This window comes from Clostridium uliginosum (genome assembly GCF_900112485.1).
Classification (GTDB): Bacteria; Bacillota; Clostridia; order Clostridiales; family Clostridiaceae; genus Clostridium; species Clostridium uliginosum.
In genome coordinates, this window is record NZ_FOMG01000014.1 from 66,512 (window position 1) to 87,301 (window position 20,790).

A 20,790-nucleotide genomic window follows, 5' to 3' on the forward strand; every position below is an offset into this window, starting at 1 on the left:
TATGAAATTAAGAACACAAAGAATTTTAGATATTTTGAAGGATACTTATCCAGATGCAAAATGTGAATTAAATCATGAAACACCTTTTCAGTTATTAGTAGCTACAATTTTATCAGCTCAAACTACAGATAAAAAGGTTAATGAAGTAACAAAGACTTTGTTTAGGGATTATCCTAATTTGGATGCATTTTTAGAAATTACTAATGATGAATTAGAAGATAGAATAAAACAAATAGGATTATACAGGAATAAGTCTAAAAATTTAATACTTATGTTTAGACAGCTAAAAGAAAAATTTAATGGAGAAGTTCCAAAAACACTAGAAGAAATAACTTCACTTGCAGGAGCTGGAAGAAAAACAGCTAATGTAGTGTTATCTAATGCATTTAATGTACCATCAATTGCAGTTGATACTCATGTTTTTAGAGTTTCAAATAGATTAGGGCTTGCCGAGTCAGAAAATGTTTTAGAAGTAGAAAAACAACTTCAAAAGGAATTACCAAAAAAAGAATGGTCATTAGCACATCATTTATTAATTTTTCATGGTAGAAGGTGTTGCATTGCTAGAAAACCTAAATGTAATGAATGTCCTTTAAGAGAGTTATGTAAGTATAACAGATAATTGGGGACATGAGGCATCTTCTTAAAATAGTGTTGATATTTTAATATAAAGGCGAACTGGCATTGGAATTTGCTTTGTAGAACTGTTAATGAATATTTGTCCTATTAATGCTTGTCACAATCTCTGATTGGGAGCATGCATTAATAGGACTAATATTCGTTTTAGAGTTCTTAAAGTGAATTCCACTGTCCATGAGCTTTATATTACAATATCAACACTATTTTAAAACATAGCCAAATGTTCATTATATAAGAATTATTAAGAGAACCACTATTAGCTATAATTAATGGATTTGTGGTTCTTTTATTATTGCATATTATTTGGTAATATGTATTCACTAAGGTACATTCAAAAAAATAGACCAGTATGCATGTCTATTTTTTTCTTTCATGTGCCTAAGAAGTTTTATATAGTTATAATATATAAGTATGATTTATCAAGTGATTTTTAGGTTTAAGTGTCTTAGAAGACTTATCCAGGTGCGTAGCAATGTGATAAAAATTATATTATAAAAATGGAGGTAATTATGAAAGTTGGAGTTATAATGGGGGGAATATCTTCTGAAAGAGAGATATCCTTAAAAAGTGGAAGTTCTATAGTTGAAAATATAAATAAAGAAAAATATGAAGTAGTTCCAATAGTTATTGACAATAAAGAGGATATAATAACTAAAATTAAAGGAATAGATTTTGCACTTTTAGCATTACATGGAAAGTTTGGAGAAGATGGAACCGTTCAATCAGTACTACAAACATTAGGAGTACCATATTCAGGTTGTGGTCCATTAAGCAGTGCAATGTGCATGGATAAAGATATATCAAAATGTGTTTTAAATGCAGCAGATATTAGAACTGCACCATGGATTAATTTAAGAGAAAATGAAAAGATAGATTATAGTGAAATAAATAAACTAGGATATCCAGTTGTAGTTAAACCTACTCATGGAGGATCAAGTGTAGCAACCTTTATTATTAAAGAAGAAAAAGATATTAAAAATGCAATAATTGAAGCGTTCAAATGGGATAATGAAGTTATGATAGAAAAATTTATAAAAGGTGATGAAATAACTTGTCCTGTTTATAACGATAAGATGTTACCTATAATTGCAATAAAGCCAAAAGCAGAGTTCTTTGATTATACTGCAAAATATGCAGATGGTGGATCAGATGAATTTATAATAGAACTTGAAAAAAATTTGCATGAAGAAGTAGAAAAGATGGCACTAGCAACATATAAAGCATTAAAATGCGAAGTATATTCTAGAGTTGATATGATTGTTACAACAGAAGGAGTTCCATATATTTTAGAAGTTAATACTCTTCCAGGCATGACTAAAAACAGTTTAATTCCAAAGAGTGCAGCAGGAATTAATATTAGTTTTTCAAAACTAATAGACATGATAATAGAAGATTCAATGAAAGTTGTTAGATAAATAATATAAGGAATGTATAAATAACTTACAAAAATAAAAGGCGCTGTTTTAAAACCGTGTTGATATTGTTATATAAAGCTCATGGACGGTGAAATTCATATAGGAAACTCGACTCACATTCGTTCGCTGAGTAAGTTTGAGATACCAAATATAAAATTTGGACTCTCACTTAAGAGTTCTACAAAGCAAATTTCAATGCCAGTTCGCTATTATATAATAATATCAACACTTTGCTAAAACATAGCTTTTTTTATTCTTTAGGAAATTATATTATGAAAGAAGTTGTGGATAACGTAGATTATATTTTTATTTAAAGGTATTTCATAAGTAGAATATAATATAAACAATTGGTATTATATTTTATAAAATCTTAAGAAGTTTTAAGTGATTTTTTTTAGAATTTTAAGTTAAAATATAAGTACAGATAGATTGTACAAATATTTTTAGTTATAGGGGGATGGCAGTTTTGGAAAAACAAACCATTTTAATAGTTGATGATGAAAAAGAAATAAGAGATTTAGTTGAAATATATTTAAAAGGAGAAGGGTTTAATACAATAAAAGCATGCGATGGAGAGGAAGCATTAGAAATTGTAAGGTGTGAAAGTGTAGATTTAATTATATTAGATGTAATGATGCCTAAACTAAATGGCATAGAAACTTGTTTAAAAATTAGAGAAGAGAGAGAGATGCCGATAATTATGTTATCAGCTAAAACTGAAGATATTGATAAAATATTAGGACTTAATATGGGGGCGGATGATTATTTAACTAAACCATTTAACCCATTAGAGTTGGCGGCAAGAGTAAAGTCACAACTTAGAAGATTTTATAGTTTTAGTTCAAAAGCTTCAGAAAAAAATGAAGATAATAAAAGCGCAATTCAAATAGATGATTTAACAATAAATTTAGAAACTCATGAAGTAATCCTTTCAGAAAATATATTGAAATTAACACCTACAGAATTTGATATTTTAGCACTACTAGCTCAAAGTAGAGGAAAAGTTTTTTCAATAGAAAACATTTATGAAAGCGTATGGAACCAAGAGTTTATGACTTCTGATAATACTGTTATGGTACATATTAGAAAGATAAGAGAAAAGATAGAGGAAAATCCAAGAAAGCCAAAGTTTATAAAGACTGTATGGGGAGTTGGATATAAAATTGAAAAATAACAATATCCATCAAAAATTTTATGATAAATTTCATAGTAAATTAATAAATTCAAAACATTTTAGTTTAACTAAAAAATTATTAATAAAAGCAAGATCTAAAATTGAAAAAAGTATTAGATTTGAATTGATGATGGTAATTGGAATATGTTTTTTGGTTTCATTCTTATTTTATAACTTCACTAACAATTTATTAAAAAGAGAATATAATAATCCTGAAATAATTTATAATTATAATTCTATTGAAGAAGAAGCAAATAATTTAGCTATTACACTAGAGTCTAATAAAAATTTGACTTTAGATAATAAAAAAGATATTGAAAATATTTTAAATTATCAAGGTCAACAAAATAGTAAAGTATATATAACTGATTTAGATGGTAAAGTAATAATTAAAAATTCTAATGTAGTAGAGGAAAATATTGATATTTACAATGCATTAAAAAATGCTATTACAAGTAAGGAATATAATCAAGAAAATTCTGTTAAAGAAAAAGTATATATTATGCCTTTAAAAATACAAGCTGAAAGGGTGTATTTGATTTATTCAAAAATTCCAGAGGCAAGGATAACATATAACACTGTACATGTATCTAATTCATTTTTAGCATTATTACTTACATTTATAGTTTTTATAGTAATATTTGTAATTATAACAAATAAAAAAATGAAGTACTTAGATGAAATTGCAATTGGGCTTAAAATTATTGCAAGTGGAAATTTAAATCATAGGATACATGAAAAGGGACGGGATGAAGTTAGAAATATAGCTTATAATATAAATAATATGGCTAAAGAAATAGGTGAAAAAATCCATTCTGAGAGGATGGCTGAAAAGACAAAAGCAGATTTGATAACTAATGTTTCTCATGACTTAAGGACTCCATTAACATCTGTTATGGGGTACATAGGACTTGTTAACGAGGAAAGATATAAAGATAAAGAGGAAATGAAAGAATATTTAAATATTGCTTTTAATAAGGCTGAAAAATTAAAATTGTTAATTGAAGATTTATTTGAATATACTAAGCTTAATAATGATGGAATTAAATTATCAAAAGAGCAGGTTAATTTATCTGAATTTTTATCTCAATTGATAGAAGAAGTGAGTCCGTTATTAGATGAAAATTCTTTGACTGTACATAAAAAATTTGAGTCTGATAAGATTTATGTGTGTATTGATACAACAAAAATGCTTAGAGTGTTTGAAAATTTAATAACTAATGCTATTAAATATTCAGATAAGCCAGGAGAAATAGTTATAGGCGTTTATGAAAAAGATAATTATGCTACTGTAGTTTGCAGAAATAAAGGAAATAATATACCAAAAGAAAAATTAGACAAGTTATTTGATAGATTTTATAGAGTGGATGAATCAAGAAATGCTAATACAGGAGGTTCGGGATTGGGGTTAGCCATTTCAAAAAATATAGTTAAACTTCACGAAGGGAAAATTTGGGCTGAATCTATTCAAGGTAATATAAGTTTTTATGTGGAATTAAAACAAATCTAATTTCTAAATTATTCTGAAAAATAATAAACTATAGGTACTTTTTTGAAAGTAAATTAATATTCTATAAGGAAAGCTATTTTTTTTTGGAGGAAGTATGCAAAATAAAAATCCTAAAAGTCTTTTTGGTATAGATATAAATGAATATACTCAAAATGTTCAATTCCCTATTTTAGCAACGAAAATAGACTTTTTATATTTAAGATCTTCAGGATCAGGAACAGGTAATTTTAGAGTTGATAAAAAGTTTATTCAATTTGTAAATGAAAGTAGGAATTATAAAATCCCGGTTGGAGCATATCATTTTGGAGTACCGTCATATGATTTAACCGATGCAGATAGACAATGTGATGATTTTATAAATGTATTACAACAGGGATTTGGGGATAAAGATTATGGAGATTTATTTCCAGTATTAGATGTTGAAGTTCCGGTAGATAAATCTATAACAACAAAGACATTAATTGATTGGATTGATAGGTTTAGAAAAAGATTTGAGAAAAAAACAAGAAGAAGATTAATGCTGTATACAGGATTGTTTTTTATAGAACTGTATGATAATTTTTTTATTCCAGGAAGAGGATATCCTCTTAAAAATATGCCTTTATGGCTTGCAATGTATACAAAATTACCAATTAACCCAGAATACCCACCAAATGTTGGAGGATGGACTAGATGGAGAGTATGGCAGTATAGTGAAGATGAACAGGTTAGTGGAGTAGGTAATCCTGTTGATGCAAATTGGGGACCAGATAATATAAGCTTATTGACTCAACCACAGTCAGTAACTGGGCTTAAGGCAACAATGGATAAAAATAGTATATACTTATCTTGGAATAAAGTGCCTGATATAGATTTATTGGGATATAATATTTTTGTGAATAGGGAATGGGTTGGAACAGTTGACGAAAATGCAACTAAATATGTAATAAATAAAAATAAACTTAATCTTCCAACTGGTAAACCAATAGAGGTAGCTATTGAAGCTTTTGATTATGATGGAGAAACTTCTAAAACTAGGACAAAAGTTATTATATAGAAAACAAATATATTTCAGTTTCTTAAATTACAAAAGCATCTTAGGCACATTCAAAAAAAATAACAGACCAGTATGCTTGTATATGTTGTGTCATACTATGCCGGCGAGTTCAGCTAATAGATTGTTATTAACTAAACTTACTTCCTTGTCTGACTCAAAATATACGATGCATCTATGATCTGTTATTTTATATGCATTAAAAAAATAACGGTCCAATATGTAATATATGTTCTGTGCAAAACCATGAGATGGAGCTAACTGATAGTGGTTTCTACAAGTGAATTTTGTATTACAAAGCATGGCACAAAACAGAATAACATATTTATTAGTTACTTTTTTGAAGATGCCTTAATTAATGTATTTTTCAGATAATTTTGTAATAATTTTTAAAGTATATATAGTATTAAACATTCTAATTTATATATAATATTACTATTATATATAAGTTAGAATATGCTATAATAGGATTGTTAATTATACAAGGATTAATAAATTTTTAAATTATAAATAGCCATACATTTTATTGAAAGGGGAATGGCCGTGAACGAAGGTAGAGGAAAAAGGGGGCACATCCTTAGAAGAAGTGACAATAATAAAAAGAAGAAGATAATTTTGGGGACGGCAGTTGCTGCAGTAATTATTGGAGCTTCACTAATGGGATATTCTTTATCTATCAAAGGGATAGTAAAAGAATGGGATCAAAAAATATATTCAGGTGTAACTATAGAAGATATAGATCTTGGGGGAATGACTAAAGAAGAAGCAAAAGAAGAATTAACAAAAACACTTGAAGGTTCTATAGGTGATAAAAAATTGCCTATAAAAATAGGAGATAACGAATATGAACTTATTTATTCAGATATATCACCAACTTATGATATAGATGCTGCTGTAGAGGAGGCTTATTTTTTTGGAAAAGAACATGGGCTTTTCAGAAAATATCTTTGTATAAAAAATGAAACTAACCACAAAATTCCAATAAATATAGGTTTTACATATGATGAAGAGAAATTAAAAGCATATGAAGAGACTTTAAAGAATAAGATTACACAGAACCCAACAAATGCTACAATATCTGCGTCTGGTAGTGGATTTTCTATTAAAGATGAGGTTGTAGGTAAAAGCATAAACATAGAGACATTAGATCAGAAATTAAAAGAAACTATAAATGGAAATATTAATGATAATTCTGGTATATCAGTTGATTTAGAAACTGTACAACCTAAGGTGACTAAAGCAGAGTTATCTAAAGTTAATGGATTAATGGGATCTTTTTCTTCAAATTATGGGACATCAGGAGCAGGAAGAAGCACTAATATAGAAATAGCAACAAAAGCAATAAACGGAACTGTTTTAATGCCAGGAGAAGTATTTAGTTTTAATGAAGTTGTTGGACCTAGAACTGTGGAAAGAGGATATCAAGAAGCGGGTACATATGTTGCCAATAAGGTAGAACCAGGTATTGGTGGAGGCATATGTCAAGTATCTACTGCACTTTATAGGGCTATGATGCATGCTAATATAAGATCTGTTGAAAGACGAAATCACTCAATGGTTGTAGGATATGCACAACCTGGATTAGATGCAACAGTTTCTTATGGAGATATAGATTATAAATTTAAAAATACTTATGATTTTCCTATCTATATAGAGGGAACTACTTATAATAAAGTTATAAATTATAATATATACGGAGATGTTAGTGGCTTAGGTGGAAAAACATATGATATGGTAAATGAGATAACTCAAACTATACCACCACAAGTGAAAGTTGTGCCAGATCCAAGCTTGCCAGAAGGAAAAGAAGTATCAGAAGGTGCTGGTATGACTGGATATAAAGCTAATGGATATCAAGTTACTTATGAAAATGGTGTACAAGCAAATAAAGAACTTATTTCTACAGATTATTATTCATCAGTTGATGTAACTGTTAAAAAAGGAACTCAACCAGCAGTACCAGTAGCACCAACAGAACCACCAGTAGTGCCAACAGAACCACAAGTGACACCAACAGAACCACCGGTGGCGCCACCAGCACAATAGCAATAGTATATAATTATTAAATTAACATAAAAAAGGTATTTTATAATAAATACCTTTTTTATATTTAGAAATAATAAGGCATATTCAACAAAATAATAAGTCAGTATGCTAGTCTATTTTGAGTTATAAGGAAGCTCCACTTGTATACATCGCATCTTTTATTTGTTCTTTTTTCATATGCCTTATACAAACTTAAATTGATATTTCAACGACTAGACATAAATTGAACCATATAGTATACTTTTTAGGTATATAATATAATAATAGTAATATAAAAGAGGGTGAGCTTTTGAATTTAAATATAGTACTATATCAACCAGAAATTCCACAAAATACAGGTAATATAGCTAGAACTTGTGTACTTACTGATAGTAAATTACATTTAATAAAGCCTTTAGGATTTGATATAGATGAAAAGCACGTAAGAAGAGCAGGATTAGATTATTGGAAATATTTAGACTTAGAGATACATGAAAGTTATGAAGATTTTATAAAGAAATACGGAGATAAAAGAATCTTTTTATCTAGTACTCATGCTAAATCTTACTATGATGAAGTTAATTTTAAAGATGGAGATTTCATAATGTTTGGAAGAGAATCTAGTGGAGTGCCTGATGCAGTTCATACTGCACATACAGGAATTAGGATACCAATGATTAAATCTAGTACAAGAAGTTTGAATTTATCAAATACGGTATCAATAGTTGCTTATGAAGCATTAAGACAAATTGGATTTCCAAACATGAAATAAGGCATATCTAAATAGCTAGTCAGTTTTCTTGTTTTTTTGTACTATACTGCATCAGCAAATGTAGCTAATAACAGCAGTAATAACTACGTTTACTTTCTTGTATAGTTCAAAAAATCCTAAGAATATTTGACTAGTTATTTATTTTACAATGTCTAAAGAAAGAGGACTGAGGCGAAATGGAAAAAATTAAAATTATCACAGATAGTACTGCTGATTTGCCAAAGGAATTATATGAAAAATATGATATAGAGGTTTTGCCAGTAATAATAAATTTTGGAGAAGAAAGTTACTTAGATGGAGTTGAAATAAATCCTGATAAAATATTTGAAAAAATAAAAAAAGACAATATATTACCAACTACAGGACAGGTAATTCCAAGTAGATTCATAGAAGTATATAAGAAATATTTAGAGGATGGATATAAAATTCTTTCAATTCATATGTCTTCTGTAATGAGTGGAACATATCAATCAGCTTGTATAGCAAAGAATACATTAGAAAGCAATGATATAGTTGTTATTGATTCTCAAAATATTGCACCTGCATTAGGAATGTTATTATTAAAGGCTATCAAGCTTAGAGAAAGTGGACAAGATGTTAATCAAATAGCAAATAAGTTAGAAGAAGTTAAGTATAAGATAAAAACTCTAGTTTGTTTTGAATCTTTAAAGTATCTTATTAGAGGTGGTAGAATTTCAAAAACTGCTGGGATGTTTGGAAATGCTTTTGGAATAAAATTAATACTTGATATAAAAGACGGATTAATGTCAGTAAAAGATAAAGTTAGAGGAAGCAAAAAAGCTATTACAAAGATAATTTCTGATTTAGAAGCTGCTGATTTAGACGACGAAGTACCAGTGATATTAGTAGATGTATATAATATTAAAATCAAAAAAGCACTTATAGAATATATGAAAAATAATGATATTAATTTTATTGAATGTCCACTTGGATCAAGTGTATGTATACATTCAGGTCCAAATTGCTGTGGATTAGTCTTTTTAACTAAATAAGGCATTTTGAAAAAATGCACCTTATTAAAATCAAAAACCATATTTTACTTTCTTTATAAAATTATACGGAAAGTAAAATAGGTTTTTTTAATATGCCTTAAGTAATAAATTTCTATATTTAGCATAATTTAAATAAGAAGAATAGATTACTTGCGTTAAGTATAAGATTGAGGGTATACTATTTATAAAGTTATAACTAGAAATAAATAGTACATTTAAAAATATGAATACGTTTAAATAATTGGCTATGTTTTAAAGCAATACAAAATAATTATGTGTTATAAGAAAAGAGGGTGTTTATGAATTTAGATTATGGCATGAAAATGACACAAGATCAAAAACTGGTACTAACTTATAATATGCAACAGTCTATAAAACTTTTACAGATGTCCATGCATGATTTAAGAGAATATATTGATAATGAATACTCTGAAAATCCTATATTAGAAATACATGAATCAGAAAAAATGCCAGATAATACTAACTCACAAGATAAATATGATTATAAAAAATTAATTAAAGAATTGGAATCAAATAACTATAAAAATGAAACTGATAATAATTATGTGAATAAAGAAAATGATGTTTCACCATGGAATTATATTGAAAAAACTAAATCTTTAAATGAATATTTACAAGAACAATTAATAGAAATTAATATGGACCCATATACAGTAGCAATATCAAAATACATCATTGAATCATTGGATCATAAAGGATATTTAGAAATATCAACTAATGAAATAAGCAACGAACTTAATATATCAGAAGAAAAAGTTCAACAAGCTTTAGATGTAGTACAAGATTTGGAGCCATATGGAATAGGTGCTAGAAATATAAAAGAATGTCTTATGATTCAAGCTTCAAAGTTAAATATACTAGATGATACTATGGAAAAAATTATTTTCAATCATTTAGAGGATATTGCAGATAATAAATATAAAATTGTAGGTGAAACAATTAATATTTCACCAAGAGAAGCTCAAAAGTATGGAGATTTAATAAAGAAACTAGAACCAAAACCATCGAGAGGGTTTTATACAGGGGAAGAAGTAAGCTATATAATTCCAGATGCTGAAATTAAAAAAGTAGAAAATGAATATTTTATTTTAATGAATGAAAGTGTACTGCCTAGATTAATGATAAATAAAGCTTATAAAGAGGTTTTAAAAAAGGATGCAGATACTCAAACAACTACATATGTTAAAGAGAAGATTGACAAAGCTATGTTTTTAATTAAATCTATAGAACAAAGGAAGAATACTTTATATAATGTATTGAAATGTTTGCTAGATAAGCAAAGAGATTTTTTCGAAAAAGGCTATGAATATATAAAACCTTTAACATTAAAAGAAGTAGCAGAAATAATAGGGATGCATGAATCTACCGTAAGTAGAGCTATTAAGGACAAATATGTACTTACTAGTTATGGTACAATAAAAATAAAGAAATTATTTAGTAGTAGTGTTTCACTAAATAATGAAGAAGATATGACTACAGATAAAATAAAATGTGAAATTAAAAAGATTATTGAACAAGAAGATAAAGAAAAACCACTTTCCGATCAAATTATATCATCAATGTTATGTGAACATAATATTAATATTTCTAGAAGGACTGTAGCAAAATACAGAGAAGAATTAGGAATTAAATCATCTTCAAAAAGAAAGAGAATTATATGATATAAATATAGTATATTAGTAGATACCCCACTTATTAAGTGGGGTAATTCTATTCACTGTTGTTCGCTGAGTAAGTTCAAATATCCGAATACAATATTTGAAAGCTAGTTTAATAAAGTAATTAACAATAAATTTTCATATTATTAATAATTTGACAAATTTTCAAATATTAAAAAAAATTTTCGTTAAAGGCTTTTAAAATCTTACAAGGTGTTTTATAATAATAGTTGTGGGACATGATGTAATTGCATGGGACGCATAAAGACCAAAGGAGTGTTTATGTTGCAGGAAATATTAGAGTTACAGAAAAAAATAGTTCCTGAGCTTGTAGATACATTAGAAAAAAGATATAACGTACTCAGAACTATATATTATAATCAACCAATAGGTAGAAGAGTTCTTGCTAGTCAATTAAATACTGGTGAGAGAATAATTAGGACTGAAGTAAGCTTTTTGAGTTCACAAGGATTAATTGAAATAAATACTCCAGGGATGACAGTTACAAAAGAAGGTCAAGAAATAATAGATAAATTAAAAGATTTCATTCATGAAATTAAAGGACTTTCAGAAGTAGAAGAAGAATTAAGAAAATCACTTAATTTAAAAAAAGTAATTATAGTTCCAGGAGATTTAGAAAATAATCATTCAATTTTGAAGGATTTAGGTAAGGCTTGTGCGAATTATGTAAAAGACATATTAGTTGATGGCTCTATAATAACATTAACTGGTGGAAGTACATTAAAAGAAGTAGTAGAAGAATTTCCTAAAATAAATTATTTATCTAATATTCAAGTAGTACCTGCAAGAGGTGGAATGGGTAAAAATGTAGAAACCCAAGCAAATACTTTAGCAGCTTTATTAGCAAAAAAGTTAAATGGCAGTTATAAAATGCTTCATATTTCTGAAAACTTAAGTTTAGATGTAGTACATACTTTACTTAAAGAAAAAGAAATAAAGTCAGTAATAGATACTATACATAAAGCAGATATTTTAATGTATGGTATTGGTAATGCTGTCCAAATGGCAAAAAAAAGAGATGCTTCAGATGAAGTGATTGAAGAATTAATTCAAAATGGAGCAGTAGGGGAAGCGTTTGGTTGTTATTTTAATAAAAATTCTGAAATAGTGTCAGAAACTACCGCTATTGGAATTAAAATTAATGAAGCGAGAAAAATTAAGACACATATTGCAGTTGCAGGTGGAAAGAATAAAATAGAGTCAATTATAGCAACTGAATTTAATGATGTTAATGGTATTTTAGTTACCGATGAAGAAACAAGTAAAAAAATATTAGAAACACTAAATCAATAATTTCAGTTATTAAATTAGTTTGTAAAATTTATTTTTATAAAAAGACATTACTTTAGGAGGTAATTTTAATGGCAAATGTAAAAGTAGCAATTAATGGTTTTGGACGTATAGGACGTCTTGCATTTAGACAAATGTTTGGAGCAGAAGGATATGAAGTGGTTGCAATCAACGACTTAACAGATCCTAAGATGTTAGCTCACTTATTAAAATATGATTCATCACAAGGTAGATACGAAGTAGCTGTAGAAGTTAAAGAAGATGCTATCGTTGTTAATGGAAAAGAAATTAAAATTTATGCTGAAGCTGATGCTTCAAAACTTCCTTGGGGAAAAGTTGGTGTAGATGTAGTACTTGAATGTACTGGATTCTATGTATCAAAGGCTAAATCTCAAGCTCATATCGATGCAGGTGCTAAGAAAGTTGTTATATCAGCTCCAGCTGGTAACGACCTTCCAACAGTTGTATTCAACGTTAACCAAGACGTTATAACTGCTGAAGATAACATAATATCTGCAGCTTCTTGTACAACTAACTGTTTAGCTCCAATGGCTAAAGCACTTAATGACTTAGCACCAATTCAATCTGGTATTATGTCAACTATCCATGCTTACACTGGAGACCAAATGGTATTAGACGGACCACACAGAAAGGGAGATTTCAGAAGAGCAAGAGCTGCTGCTGTAAATATCGTTCCTAACTCAACTGGTGCTGCTAAAGCTATCGGATTAGTTATCCCAGAATTAAACGGTAAGTTAATCGGTTCTGCACAAAGAGTTCCAGTTCCAACTGGTTCAACTACAATCTTAGTTGCTGTAGTTAAAGGAAAAGATCTTACAGTTGAAGGCGTAAATGCTGCTATGAAGGCTCAATCTAATGAATCATTTGGATACACTGAAGAAGAATTAGTATCTTCTGATATCGTTGGAATCAAGTATGGTTCATTATTCGATTCAACTCAAACTATGGTAGCTAAAATTGCAGAAGACTTATACCAAGTTCAAGTTGTTTCATGGTATGATAACGAAAATTCATACACTAGCCAAATGGTTAGAACAATCAAATACTTCTCTAAATTCTTAAAGTAATTTGAGCTTTTAGTGAAGGCACATTCAAAAAAAATAATAGACCAGTATGTATGTCTATTTTGCGTCATACTGTGTCGGCAAGTTCAGCTAATAGCTCGCTATTAACTGAACTTCCCTCCTTGTCTGATACCAAATATACTATGCATCTTTGGTCTATTATTTTCTTTCATGTGCTTAAAGCAATTAAAATTATAAATAAGTCTGGTTTTGTAGTATAAGGCTATAAGGCCAGACTATTTTAAAATGTTGAAAAATTTAATATTTAGAGGTGAAAAGAATGAATTTTAATAAAAAAACAATAGAAGATATTGAAGTAAAAGGAAAAAAAGTTTTAGTTAGATGTGATTTTAATGTTCCATTAAAAGATGGAGTTATAACTGATGAAAACAGATTAAATGGAGCTCTTCCAACAATTAAATATTTAATTGAAAAGAATGCAAAGGTTATCCTTTGTTCACATTTAGGAAAAGATGCTTCAAAATCATTAGCACCAGTTGCTAAGAGATTAAGCGAATTGTTAGGTAAAGAAGTTGTTTTTGCAAGAGATGAAGAAGTTGTTGGAGAAAACGCTAAAAAAGCAGTTGCTTCAATGAAAGATGGAGATGTTGTATTACTAGAAAATACAAGATGTAGAAAAGAAGAAACTAAGAATGTACCTGAATTCTCAAAAGAATTAGCTTCATTAGCTGATGTATTTGTTAATGATGCATTTGGTACAGCTCATAGAGCTCACTGTTCAACAGTTGGAGTAACTGATTACCTTGATACAGCTGTATGTGGATACTTAATTCAAAAAGAATTAAAGTTCTTAGGAGAAGCAGTAAACACTCCAGTAAGACCATTTGTTGCTATTTTAGGTGGAGCTAAGGTTTCAGATAAAATTGCTGTTATCAATAATTTATTAGATAAAGTTGATACATTAATCATTGGTGGTGGAATGGCTTATACATTCTTAAAAGCTCAAGGATACGAAGTTGGAACTTCATTAGTTGAAGCTGACAGAGTAGAATATGCTAAAGAAATGATTGAAAAAGCTAAGGCAAAGGGAGTTAACTTCTTATTACCAGTAGATCATAGAGTAGCAGCAGAATTTAAAGATGTTGAAGCTGTAGTTACAGAAGATCAAAACATTCCAGCAGGAAGTATGGGATTAGATATTGGACCTAAGACAGACGTTCTTTATGCAAATGCTATAAAGGATGCTAAGACTGTTATATGGAACGGACCTATGGGAGTATTCGAATTCGATAACTTCAATAAGGGAACAATTGCAGTTGCTAAAGCTATGGCTGATGCAGATGCTACAACAGTTATCGGTGGAGGAGACTCAGCTGCTGCTGTTAATATCTTAGGATTCGGAGATAAGATGACTCATATCTCAACTGGTGGTGGAGCATCACTTGAATTCTTAGAAGGTAAAGTATTACCTGGTATAGCTGCACTAAACGACTAATTATAAGGCACAATTGAAAAAATAATAGACTGAGGATGCTTGTCTATTATTTTCTTTCATATGTCTAATACTTATAAATATGTAGTTAAAATAAATAATATATAAATTTTAATATGAGGTGAAGAGGATGAGAAAAGCAATTATTGCAGGAAATTGGAAAATGCACAATACTATTGAAGAATCAGTTAAAATGGTAGAAGAATTAAAACCATTAGTTAAGGATGCTACATGTGATGTAGTTATATGTCCTACTTTTGTATGTTTAGATGCTGTTAAAAAAGCAGTAGCTGGATCAAACATTAAAGTTGGTGCACAAAACATGCACTTTGAAGAAAAAGGAGCTTTCACAGGAGAAGTTGCTCCAAGAATGTTAGAAGCTATGGGAATTGATTATGTTGTTATTGGTCACAGTGAAAGAAGAGAATACTTCAATGAAACTGATGAAGCTTGTAACAAGAAAGTTAAAGCTACTTTTGCACATAATATGACTCCAATACTTTGTTGTGGAGAATCTTTAGAACAAAGAGAAAATGGAACAACTAATAAAGTACTTGAAGCTCAAATTAAAGTTGATATAGCTGGATTAACAAATGAACAAGCAGAAAAAGTTGTTATTGCTTATGAACCAATTTGGGCAATTGGAACTGGTAAAACTGCTACTAAAGAACAAGCTAATGAAACAATAGCTGCAATTAGAGCAATGGTTACTGAAATGTATGGAAAAGAAATTGCTGATAAAGTAAGAATTCAATACGGTGGTTCAGTTAAACCTAACACAATTAAAGATCAAATGGCTATGTCTGATATAGACGGAGCATTAGTTGGTGGAGCTAGTTTAGTAGCTGCTGACTTCTCTGCAATAGTTAATTACTAAGACATATTCAAAATGTAATTCTTAAGACTATGAACTTATCGTTCATAGTCTTTTTTTTGATACTAAAAATTGTAATAGAATATTTATAAGTCTGGATTATTCATGAAATGAGTGTAAATAAAATCTTTATGATATTAATTTAGATTTTAGGAATTGTAAAATAAACAAATAGTCAAAGATTCTTAGGATTTTTTGAACTAGACAAAGAAGTAAATACAGTTAATACTGCTGTTATTAGCTACATTTGCTGATGCAATATAGTACAAAAAAGACAAGAATACTGATTAGTTATTTATTTGTATATGTATTAAATAGACTAGCATACTGATTTGTTATTTTTTTGAATAAGCTTTACTTTATAAGTTGCAATAAGTGTAAAAAAATAATATAATTAAAATGGTTAAAAATGTAGAGAATAAAAGATAATAGTAGTATTTAAAGAGATTAAATAAGATATTTGGAGGGATAGGAACATGTCAAAGAAACCTGTTATGTTAATGATATTAGATGGCTTTGGTATTGCACCAAAATCAGAAGGAAATGCTGTGAGCTTAGCAAATAAGCCAAATTTTGATAGATTACAAGAAAAATATCCTACTACAAAGCTACAAGCTAGTGGAATGGAAGTTGGATTACCAGAGGGACAAATGGGTAACTCAGAAGTTGGCCATTTAAATATTGGTGCTGGTAGAATAGTATATCAAGAATTAACAAGAATAACTAAAGCTATTGCAGATGGAGACTTTTTTGAAAATGAAGCACTAAAAAAAGCAATACATAATGCTAAAAATAATAATACAGCATTACATTTAATGGGATTATTATCAGATGGTGGAGTTCATTCACATATACAACATTTAAAAGGACTTTTAGAATTTGCTAAAAAAGAAGGAGTTCAAAATGTATATGTTCATGCATTCATGGATGGAAGAGATGTACCACCTTCATCAGGTAAAGAATTTATAGAACAAACTGAAAAGATTATGGCTGAAGTAGGCATAGGTAAGATTGCTACTGTAAGTGGTAGATATTATGCTATGGATAGAGATAATAGATGGGAAAGAGTTGAACTTGCATATAATGCATTAGTATTAGGTAAGGGTGAAATTGCTAATAGTGCAGTAGAAGCTATTGAAAGATCTTATCATGATAATAAGACTGATGAATTTGTATTACCAACAATAGTTACTGAAAATGGAGCTCCAGTTAGCACAATAAAGAGTGGAGATTCAGTTATATTCTTTAACTTTAGACCAGATAGAGCTAGAGAAATTACTAGAGCTATTAATGATAAGAAATTTGATGGATTTAAGAGAGAAACTTTAAATCTTACTTTTACAACAATGACTCAATATGATAAAACTTTAGAAGGTGTTGAAGTTGCTTATAAGCCTCAAACATTAACTAATACTCTTGGAGAATATGTAAGTAGTAAGGGATTAAATCAATTAAGAATAGCTGAAACTGAAAAATATGCTCATGTTACATTTTTCTTTAACGGTGGAGTTGAAAAGGAAAATGAAGGTGAAGATAGAGCATTAATTCCTTCACCAAAAGTTGCAACATATGATTTAAAACCAGAAATGAGTGCATATGAAGTAACAGATGAGTTAATAAAGAGATTAGATTCAGATAAATATGATATGGTAATCTTAAATTTTGCTAACCCTGATATGGTTGGTCATACTGGAATAGTTCCAGCTGCTGTTAAAGCAATTGAAACAGTTGATAAATGTTTAGGTAAGGTTGTAGATAAAGTATTAGAAAAAGATGGATCAGTATTTATTACTGCTGACCATGGTAATGCTGAAATTATGATAGATTTCTCAACAGGAAATCCATTTACAGCTCACACTACAGAACCAGTACCATTTGTTTGGGTATCAAATCATACAGAAGGTAAAACATTAAAAGAAGGAAAGCTTGCAGATATAGCTCCAACAATGTTAAATCAATTAGGACTTGAAGTTCCAACTGAAATGACTGGAGAAAATTTAGTAGTAAATAAGTAATTCCAGAAAAATGTACAATGCCTAAGATGTACTATACTTTAAAAATAAATGATAAAGTAAATATAGATTCAACATTTTAGAGGACTTAAGGCATATGAAAGAAAATAACAAGTCAAAGATACGACGTATATTTTATATCATACAAGTAGGTAAGGTTAGCTAATAACTGGCTATTAATTGATTTTGCTGACATAGTATGACGTAAAACAGACTAGTATACTGACTTGTTATTTTTTTTTTCATATGCCGAATCAAAAGTAATTAGTACTTTTGACTAAATCCTTTTTTGTTTAATGCTAACTGAAAATAAATTTTCAATAAAGAAAAATTGTAAAATTTGATAGAGTAATTATTGAGTACTGCATAAATTCAAACCTAAAGTAATATATTTATAAAAAAGGTTTAGGATTGATGAAATGAAGAAAAATTTTGATTATTCTGCTGACTTTGATGAAAAGACAGAAAAATTATTTAGAAACGGAAAGTACCTTGGCCAAGGAAACAATGGAATAGTTTATGAGTTACCAAACAATAAAGCTATTAAGATATTTTTAACTAAAAAAGTATGCAATGATGAAGGAGGTATACTTCATAGAACAAATGGATCGAAATATTTTCCTAGATTGTATAAAAGAGGAAAACTATATGTAGTTAGAGATATGGTAGATGGAGAAAGATTAGATGATTATATAAAACAACATGGATTAAGTGAGACATTAATAAGAAACATATATGATTTGTTATTAGAGTTTAAAAAACTTAAATTCACTAAATTAGATACTAGATGCAAGGATATATTTATTTCTGAAAATGAAAAGCTTATGATAATAGATCCTAAGAAAGCATATTCTAGAAAAGTAAACTATCCAAGACATTTGATGAAAGGGTTAAAACGAATTGGAGTATTAGAAGAGTTTCTTGAAGGTATTAGTGAAATAGACAAACATAAGGCAAATGAATGGAATATAAAATTTGAAAGATATTTTAACAATGAACAATGAACAATTGATAATAGGGCTGTCTCAAATGATTTAAATATCATTTGAGGCAGATTTTTTTATGCTTAGGTATGCTTTAAGTGAATGTTGACGAAAGGTTATCATTTTGTATATTTTTTATATTAAGAAATAGTGAAAAAATAATTATTTCATGAATATTAAAAATACACTTTACTAATAATATTAAAGTAAATGAAAAATTCTTTTCGTTTTATCTTTTATATAAAATAAGGAGGGTATTAAATGAAAGATTACTTAGAAATTGTAGATGTTGTTGCAAGACAAATATTAGACTCTAGATGTTTTCCAACAGTAGAGGTAGAAGTATATTTGGAAGATGGTAGCATAGGAAGAGCTGCAGTACCATCAGGAGCTTCAACTGGAATGTATGAAGCAGTGGAATTAAGAGATGAAGATAAGAATAATTATTTAGGTAAAGGAGTTTTAAAGGCAGTACAAAATGTAAATGAAACAATTGCTGAAGAATTAATAGGATGCAATGTATTTGATCAAACATATATAGATACAATGCTTATTGAATTAGATGGGACTAAGAACAAAGGTAAATTAGGTGCAAATGCAATCTTAGGAGTGTCATTAGCTGTTGCAAATGCAGCTGCAAATTCATTACAAATGCCTTTATATAGATATGTTGGTGGCGTAAATGCTAAAGTATTACCAGTTCCTATGATGAATATAATAAATGGGGGATCTCATGCAGATAATTCAGTAGATTTACAAGAATTTATGGTTATGCCAGTTGGAGCATGTTGCTTTACAGAAGCATTAAGAATGTGTGCTGAAGTTTATCATACATTAAAGAAAATTCTTAATGAGAAGGGATATTCAACAGGAATTGGTGATGAAGGTGGATTTGCTCCAAACTTAAAGTCAAATGCAGAAGCAATTGATGTTATCATTGAAGCAATCACAACAGCTGGATACAAAGCAGGGGAAGATATGTTTATTGCAATTGATGCAGCTTCATCAGAATATTATAAAGATGGCAAGTATGTATTAGAAAATGAAGGAAAGACATTAACATCTGCAGAAATGGTTGATTTTTTTGAAGATTGGGTAAATAAGTATCCAATAATATCAATCGAAGACGGTATGGCAGAAGAAGATTGGGCAGGTTGGAAGTTAATGACTGAAAGATTAGGAAAGAAAGTGCAACTAGTTGGTGATGATTTATTTGTTACTAATACTGAGAGATTAGAGAGAGGAATTGATATGGGTGTAGGTAACTCAATTCTTATTAAATTAAATCAAATTGGTACTTTAACAGAAACTTTAAATGCTATAGAAATGGCTAATAGGGCTGGATACACAGCTGTTATATCTCATAGATCTGGTGAAACAGAGGATACAACAATTGCGGATTTAGTTGTAGCTGTTAATGCTGGTCAAATAAAGACAGGAGCACCTGCAAGATCTGAAAGAGTTGCAAAATATAATCAACTTTTAAGAATTGAAGAAGAATTAGAAGATGTAGCCGAATATAGAGGCAAAAAAACATTTTTTAATATTAAAAAATAAGGCTTGGTTTTAATATCAACACGTTTTAAAACAGACCTAAAAATAATAATAGGATACATAACTATTTAACAGAATAATTATATAATATCAGAAATTTTTAAGTTTACTTGTAAAGTCTAAATTTTAGGTATATATATTAAATAAATAAGCTGTCTCAAAATAGAAGATAATTTCTAGTTTGAGACAGTTATATTTATTTGTTTTACAATACCCTAGTATTATAATTTATGTAATATTTTTCTATTATGTTTTAGA

16 protein-coding genes are annotated in these 20,790 nt (G+C 28.8%); all 16 read left to right on the top strand.

The features are described from left to right. The first annotated feature begins 1 nt into the window (after position 1). The 16 genes from nth to eno all read left to right on the top strand — a co-directional run bounded on the left by nth (position 2) and on the right by eno (position 20,535). On the top strand, positions 2–622 hold the full coding sequence (nth, locus tag BM027_RS10385) for an endonuclease III (protein WP_090091544.1): 621 nt from the start codon (positions 2–4) through the stop codon (positions 620–622). Positions 623–1,148: 526 nt separating this feature from the next. Beyond that, the gene (locus BM027_RS10390; protein ID WP_090091546.1) at positions 1,149–2,054 is read left to right on the top strand and encodes a D-alanine--D-alanine ligase; all 906 of its coding nucleotides are present in this window, start codon (positions 1,149–1,151) and stop codon (positions 2,052–2,054) included. Positions 2,055–2,511: 457 nt separating this feature from the next. Continuing rightward, positions 2,512–3,228: a response regulator transcription factor gene (locus BM027_RS10395; RefSeq protein ID WP_423230330.1), complete on the top strand. Its 717-nt coding sequence runs from the start codon at positions 2,512–2,514 to the stop codon at positions 3,226–3,228. Beyond that, positions 3,218–4,738 (top strand): sensor histidine kinase, encoded by a 1,521-nt coding sequence (locus BM027_RS10400; protein ID WP_090091550.1) that lies wholly within the window; start codon positions 3,218–3,220, stop codon positions 4,736–4,738. The genes BM027_RS10395 and BM027_RS10400 overlap by 11 nt, the downstream gene beginning before the upstream one ends. 94 nt (positions 4,739–4,832) lie before the next feature. Beyond that, positions 4,833–5,774 (top strand): glycoside hydrolase family 25 protein, encoded by a 942-nt coding sequence (locus BM027_RS10405; RefSeq protein ID WP_090091552.1) that lies wholly within the window; start codon positions 4,833–4,835, stop codon positions 5,772–5,774. A 540-nt stretch (positions 5,775–6,314) separates the two neighbouring features. Continuing rightward, positions 6,315–7,817: a VanW family protein gene (locus tag BM027_RS10410; protein WP_090091554.1), complete on the top strand. Its 1,503-nt coding sequence runs from the start codon at positions 6,315–6,317 to the stop codon at positions 7,815–7,817. A gap of 289 nt (positions 7,818–8,106) precedes the next feature. Further along, entirely contained in the window at positions 8,107–8,568 is a 462-nt protein-coding gene (locus BM027_RS10415; RefSeq protein WP_090091556.1) for a tRNA (cytidine(34)-2'-O)-methyltransferase, read from the top strand. Between the two features lie 176 nt (positions 8,569–8,744). Beyond that, a complete protein-coding gene (locus BM027_RS10420; RefSeq protein ID WP_090091558.1) occupies positions 8,745–9,581 on the top strand; it encodes a DegV family protein in 837 nt (278 codons plus the stop codon). A gap of 299 nt (positions 9,582–9,880) precedes the next feature. Then, entirely contained in the window at positions 9,881–11,263 is a 1,383-nt protein-coding gene (rpoN, locus tag BM027_RS10425) for an RNA polymerase factor sigma-54 (protein WP_090091560.1), read from the top strand. 279 nt (positions 11,264–11,542) lie between these two features. After that, the gene (locus BM027_RS10430; RefSeq protein ID WP_090091563.1) at positions 11,543–12,574 is read left to right on the top strand and encodes a sugar-binding transcriptional regulator; all 1,032 of its coding nucleotides are present in this window, start codon (positions 11,543–11,545) and stop codon (positions 12,572–12,574) included. 68 nt (positions 12,575–12,642) lie between these two features. Next, positions 12,643–13,659, top strand: coding sequence for a type I glyceraldehyde-3-phosphate dehydrogenase (gene gap, locus BM027_RS10435; protein WP_090091565.1), 1,017 nt, complete (start codon positions 12,643–12,645; stop codon positions 13,657–13,659). A gap of 277 nt (positions 13,660–13,936) precedes the next feature. After that, a complete protein-coding gene (locus BM027_RS10440; RefSeq protein ID WP_090091567.1) occupies positions 13,937–15,112 on the top strand; it encodes a phosphoglycerate kinase in 1,176 nt (391 codons plus the stop codon). A 127-nt stretch (positions 15,113–15,239) separates the two neighbouring features. Further along, positions 15,240–15,986, top strand: a complete 747-nt coding sequence (tpiA, locus tag BM027_RS10445) for a triose-phosphate isomerase (protein ID WP_090091568.1) — start codon at positions 15,240–15,242, stop codon at positions 15,984–15,986. Between the two features lie 473 nt (positions 15,987–16,459). Continuing rightward, on the top strand, positions 16,460–17,998 hold the full coding sequence (gene gpmI / locus BM027_RS10450) for a 2,3-bisphosphoglycerate-independent phosphoglycerate mutase (protein ID WP_090091569.1): 1,539 nt from the start codon (positions 16,460–16,462) through the stop codon (positions 17,996–17,998). A 416-nt stretch (positions 17,999–18,414) separates the two neighbouring features. After that, positions 18,415–18,999 (top strand): protein kinase, encoded by a 585-nt coding sequence (locus tag BM027_RS10455; RefSeq protein ID WP_090091570.1) that lies wholly within the window; start codon positions 18,415–18,417, stop codon positions 18,997–18,999. A gap of 240 nt (positions 19,000–19,239) precedes the next feature. Then, the gene (eno, locus tag BM027_RS10460; RefSeq protein WP_090091571.1) at positions 19,240–20,535 is read left to right on the top strand and encodes a phosphopyruvate hydratase; all 1,296 of its coding nucleotides are present in this window, start codon (positions 19,240–19,242) and stop codon (positions 20,533–20,535) included. Positions 20,536–20,790 lie beyond the last annotated feature (255 nt).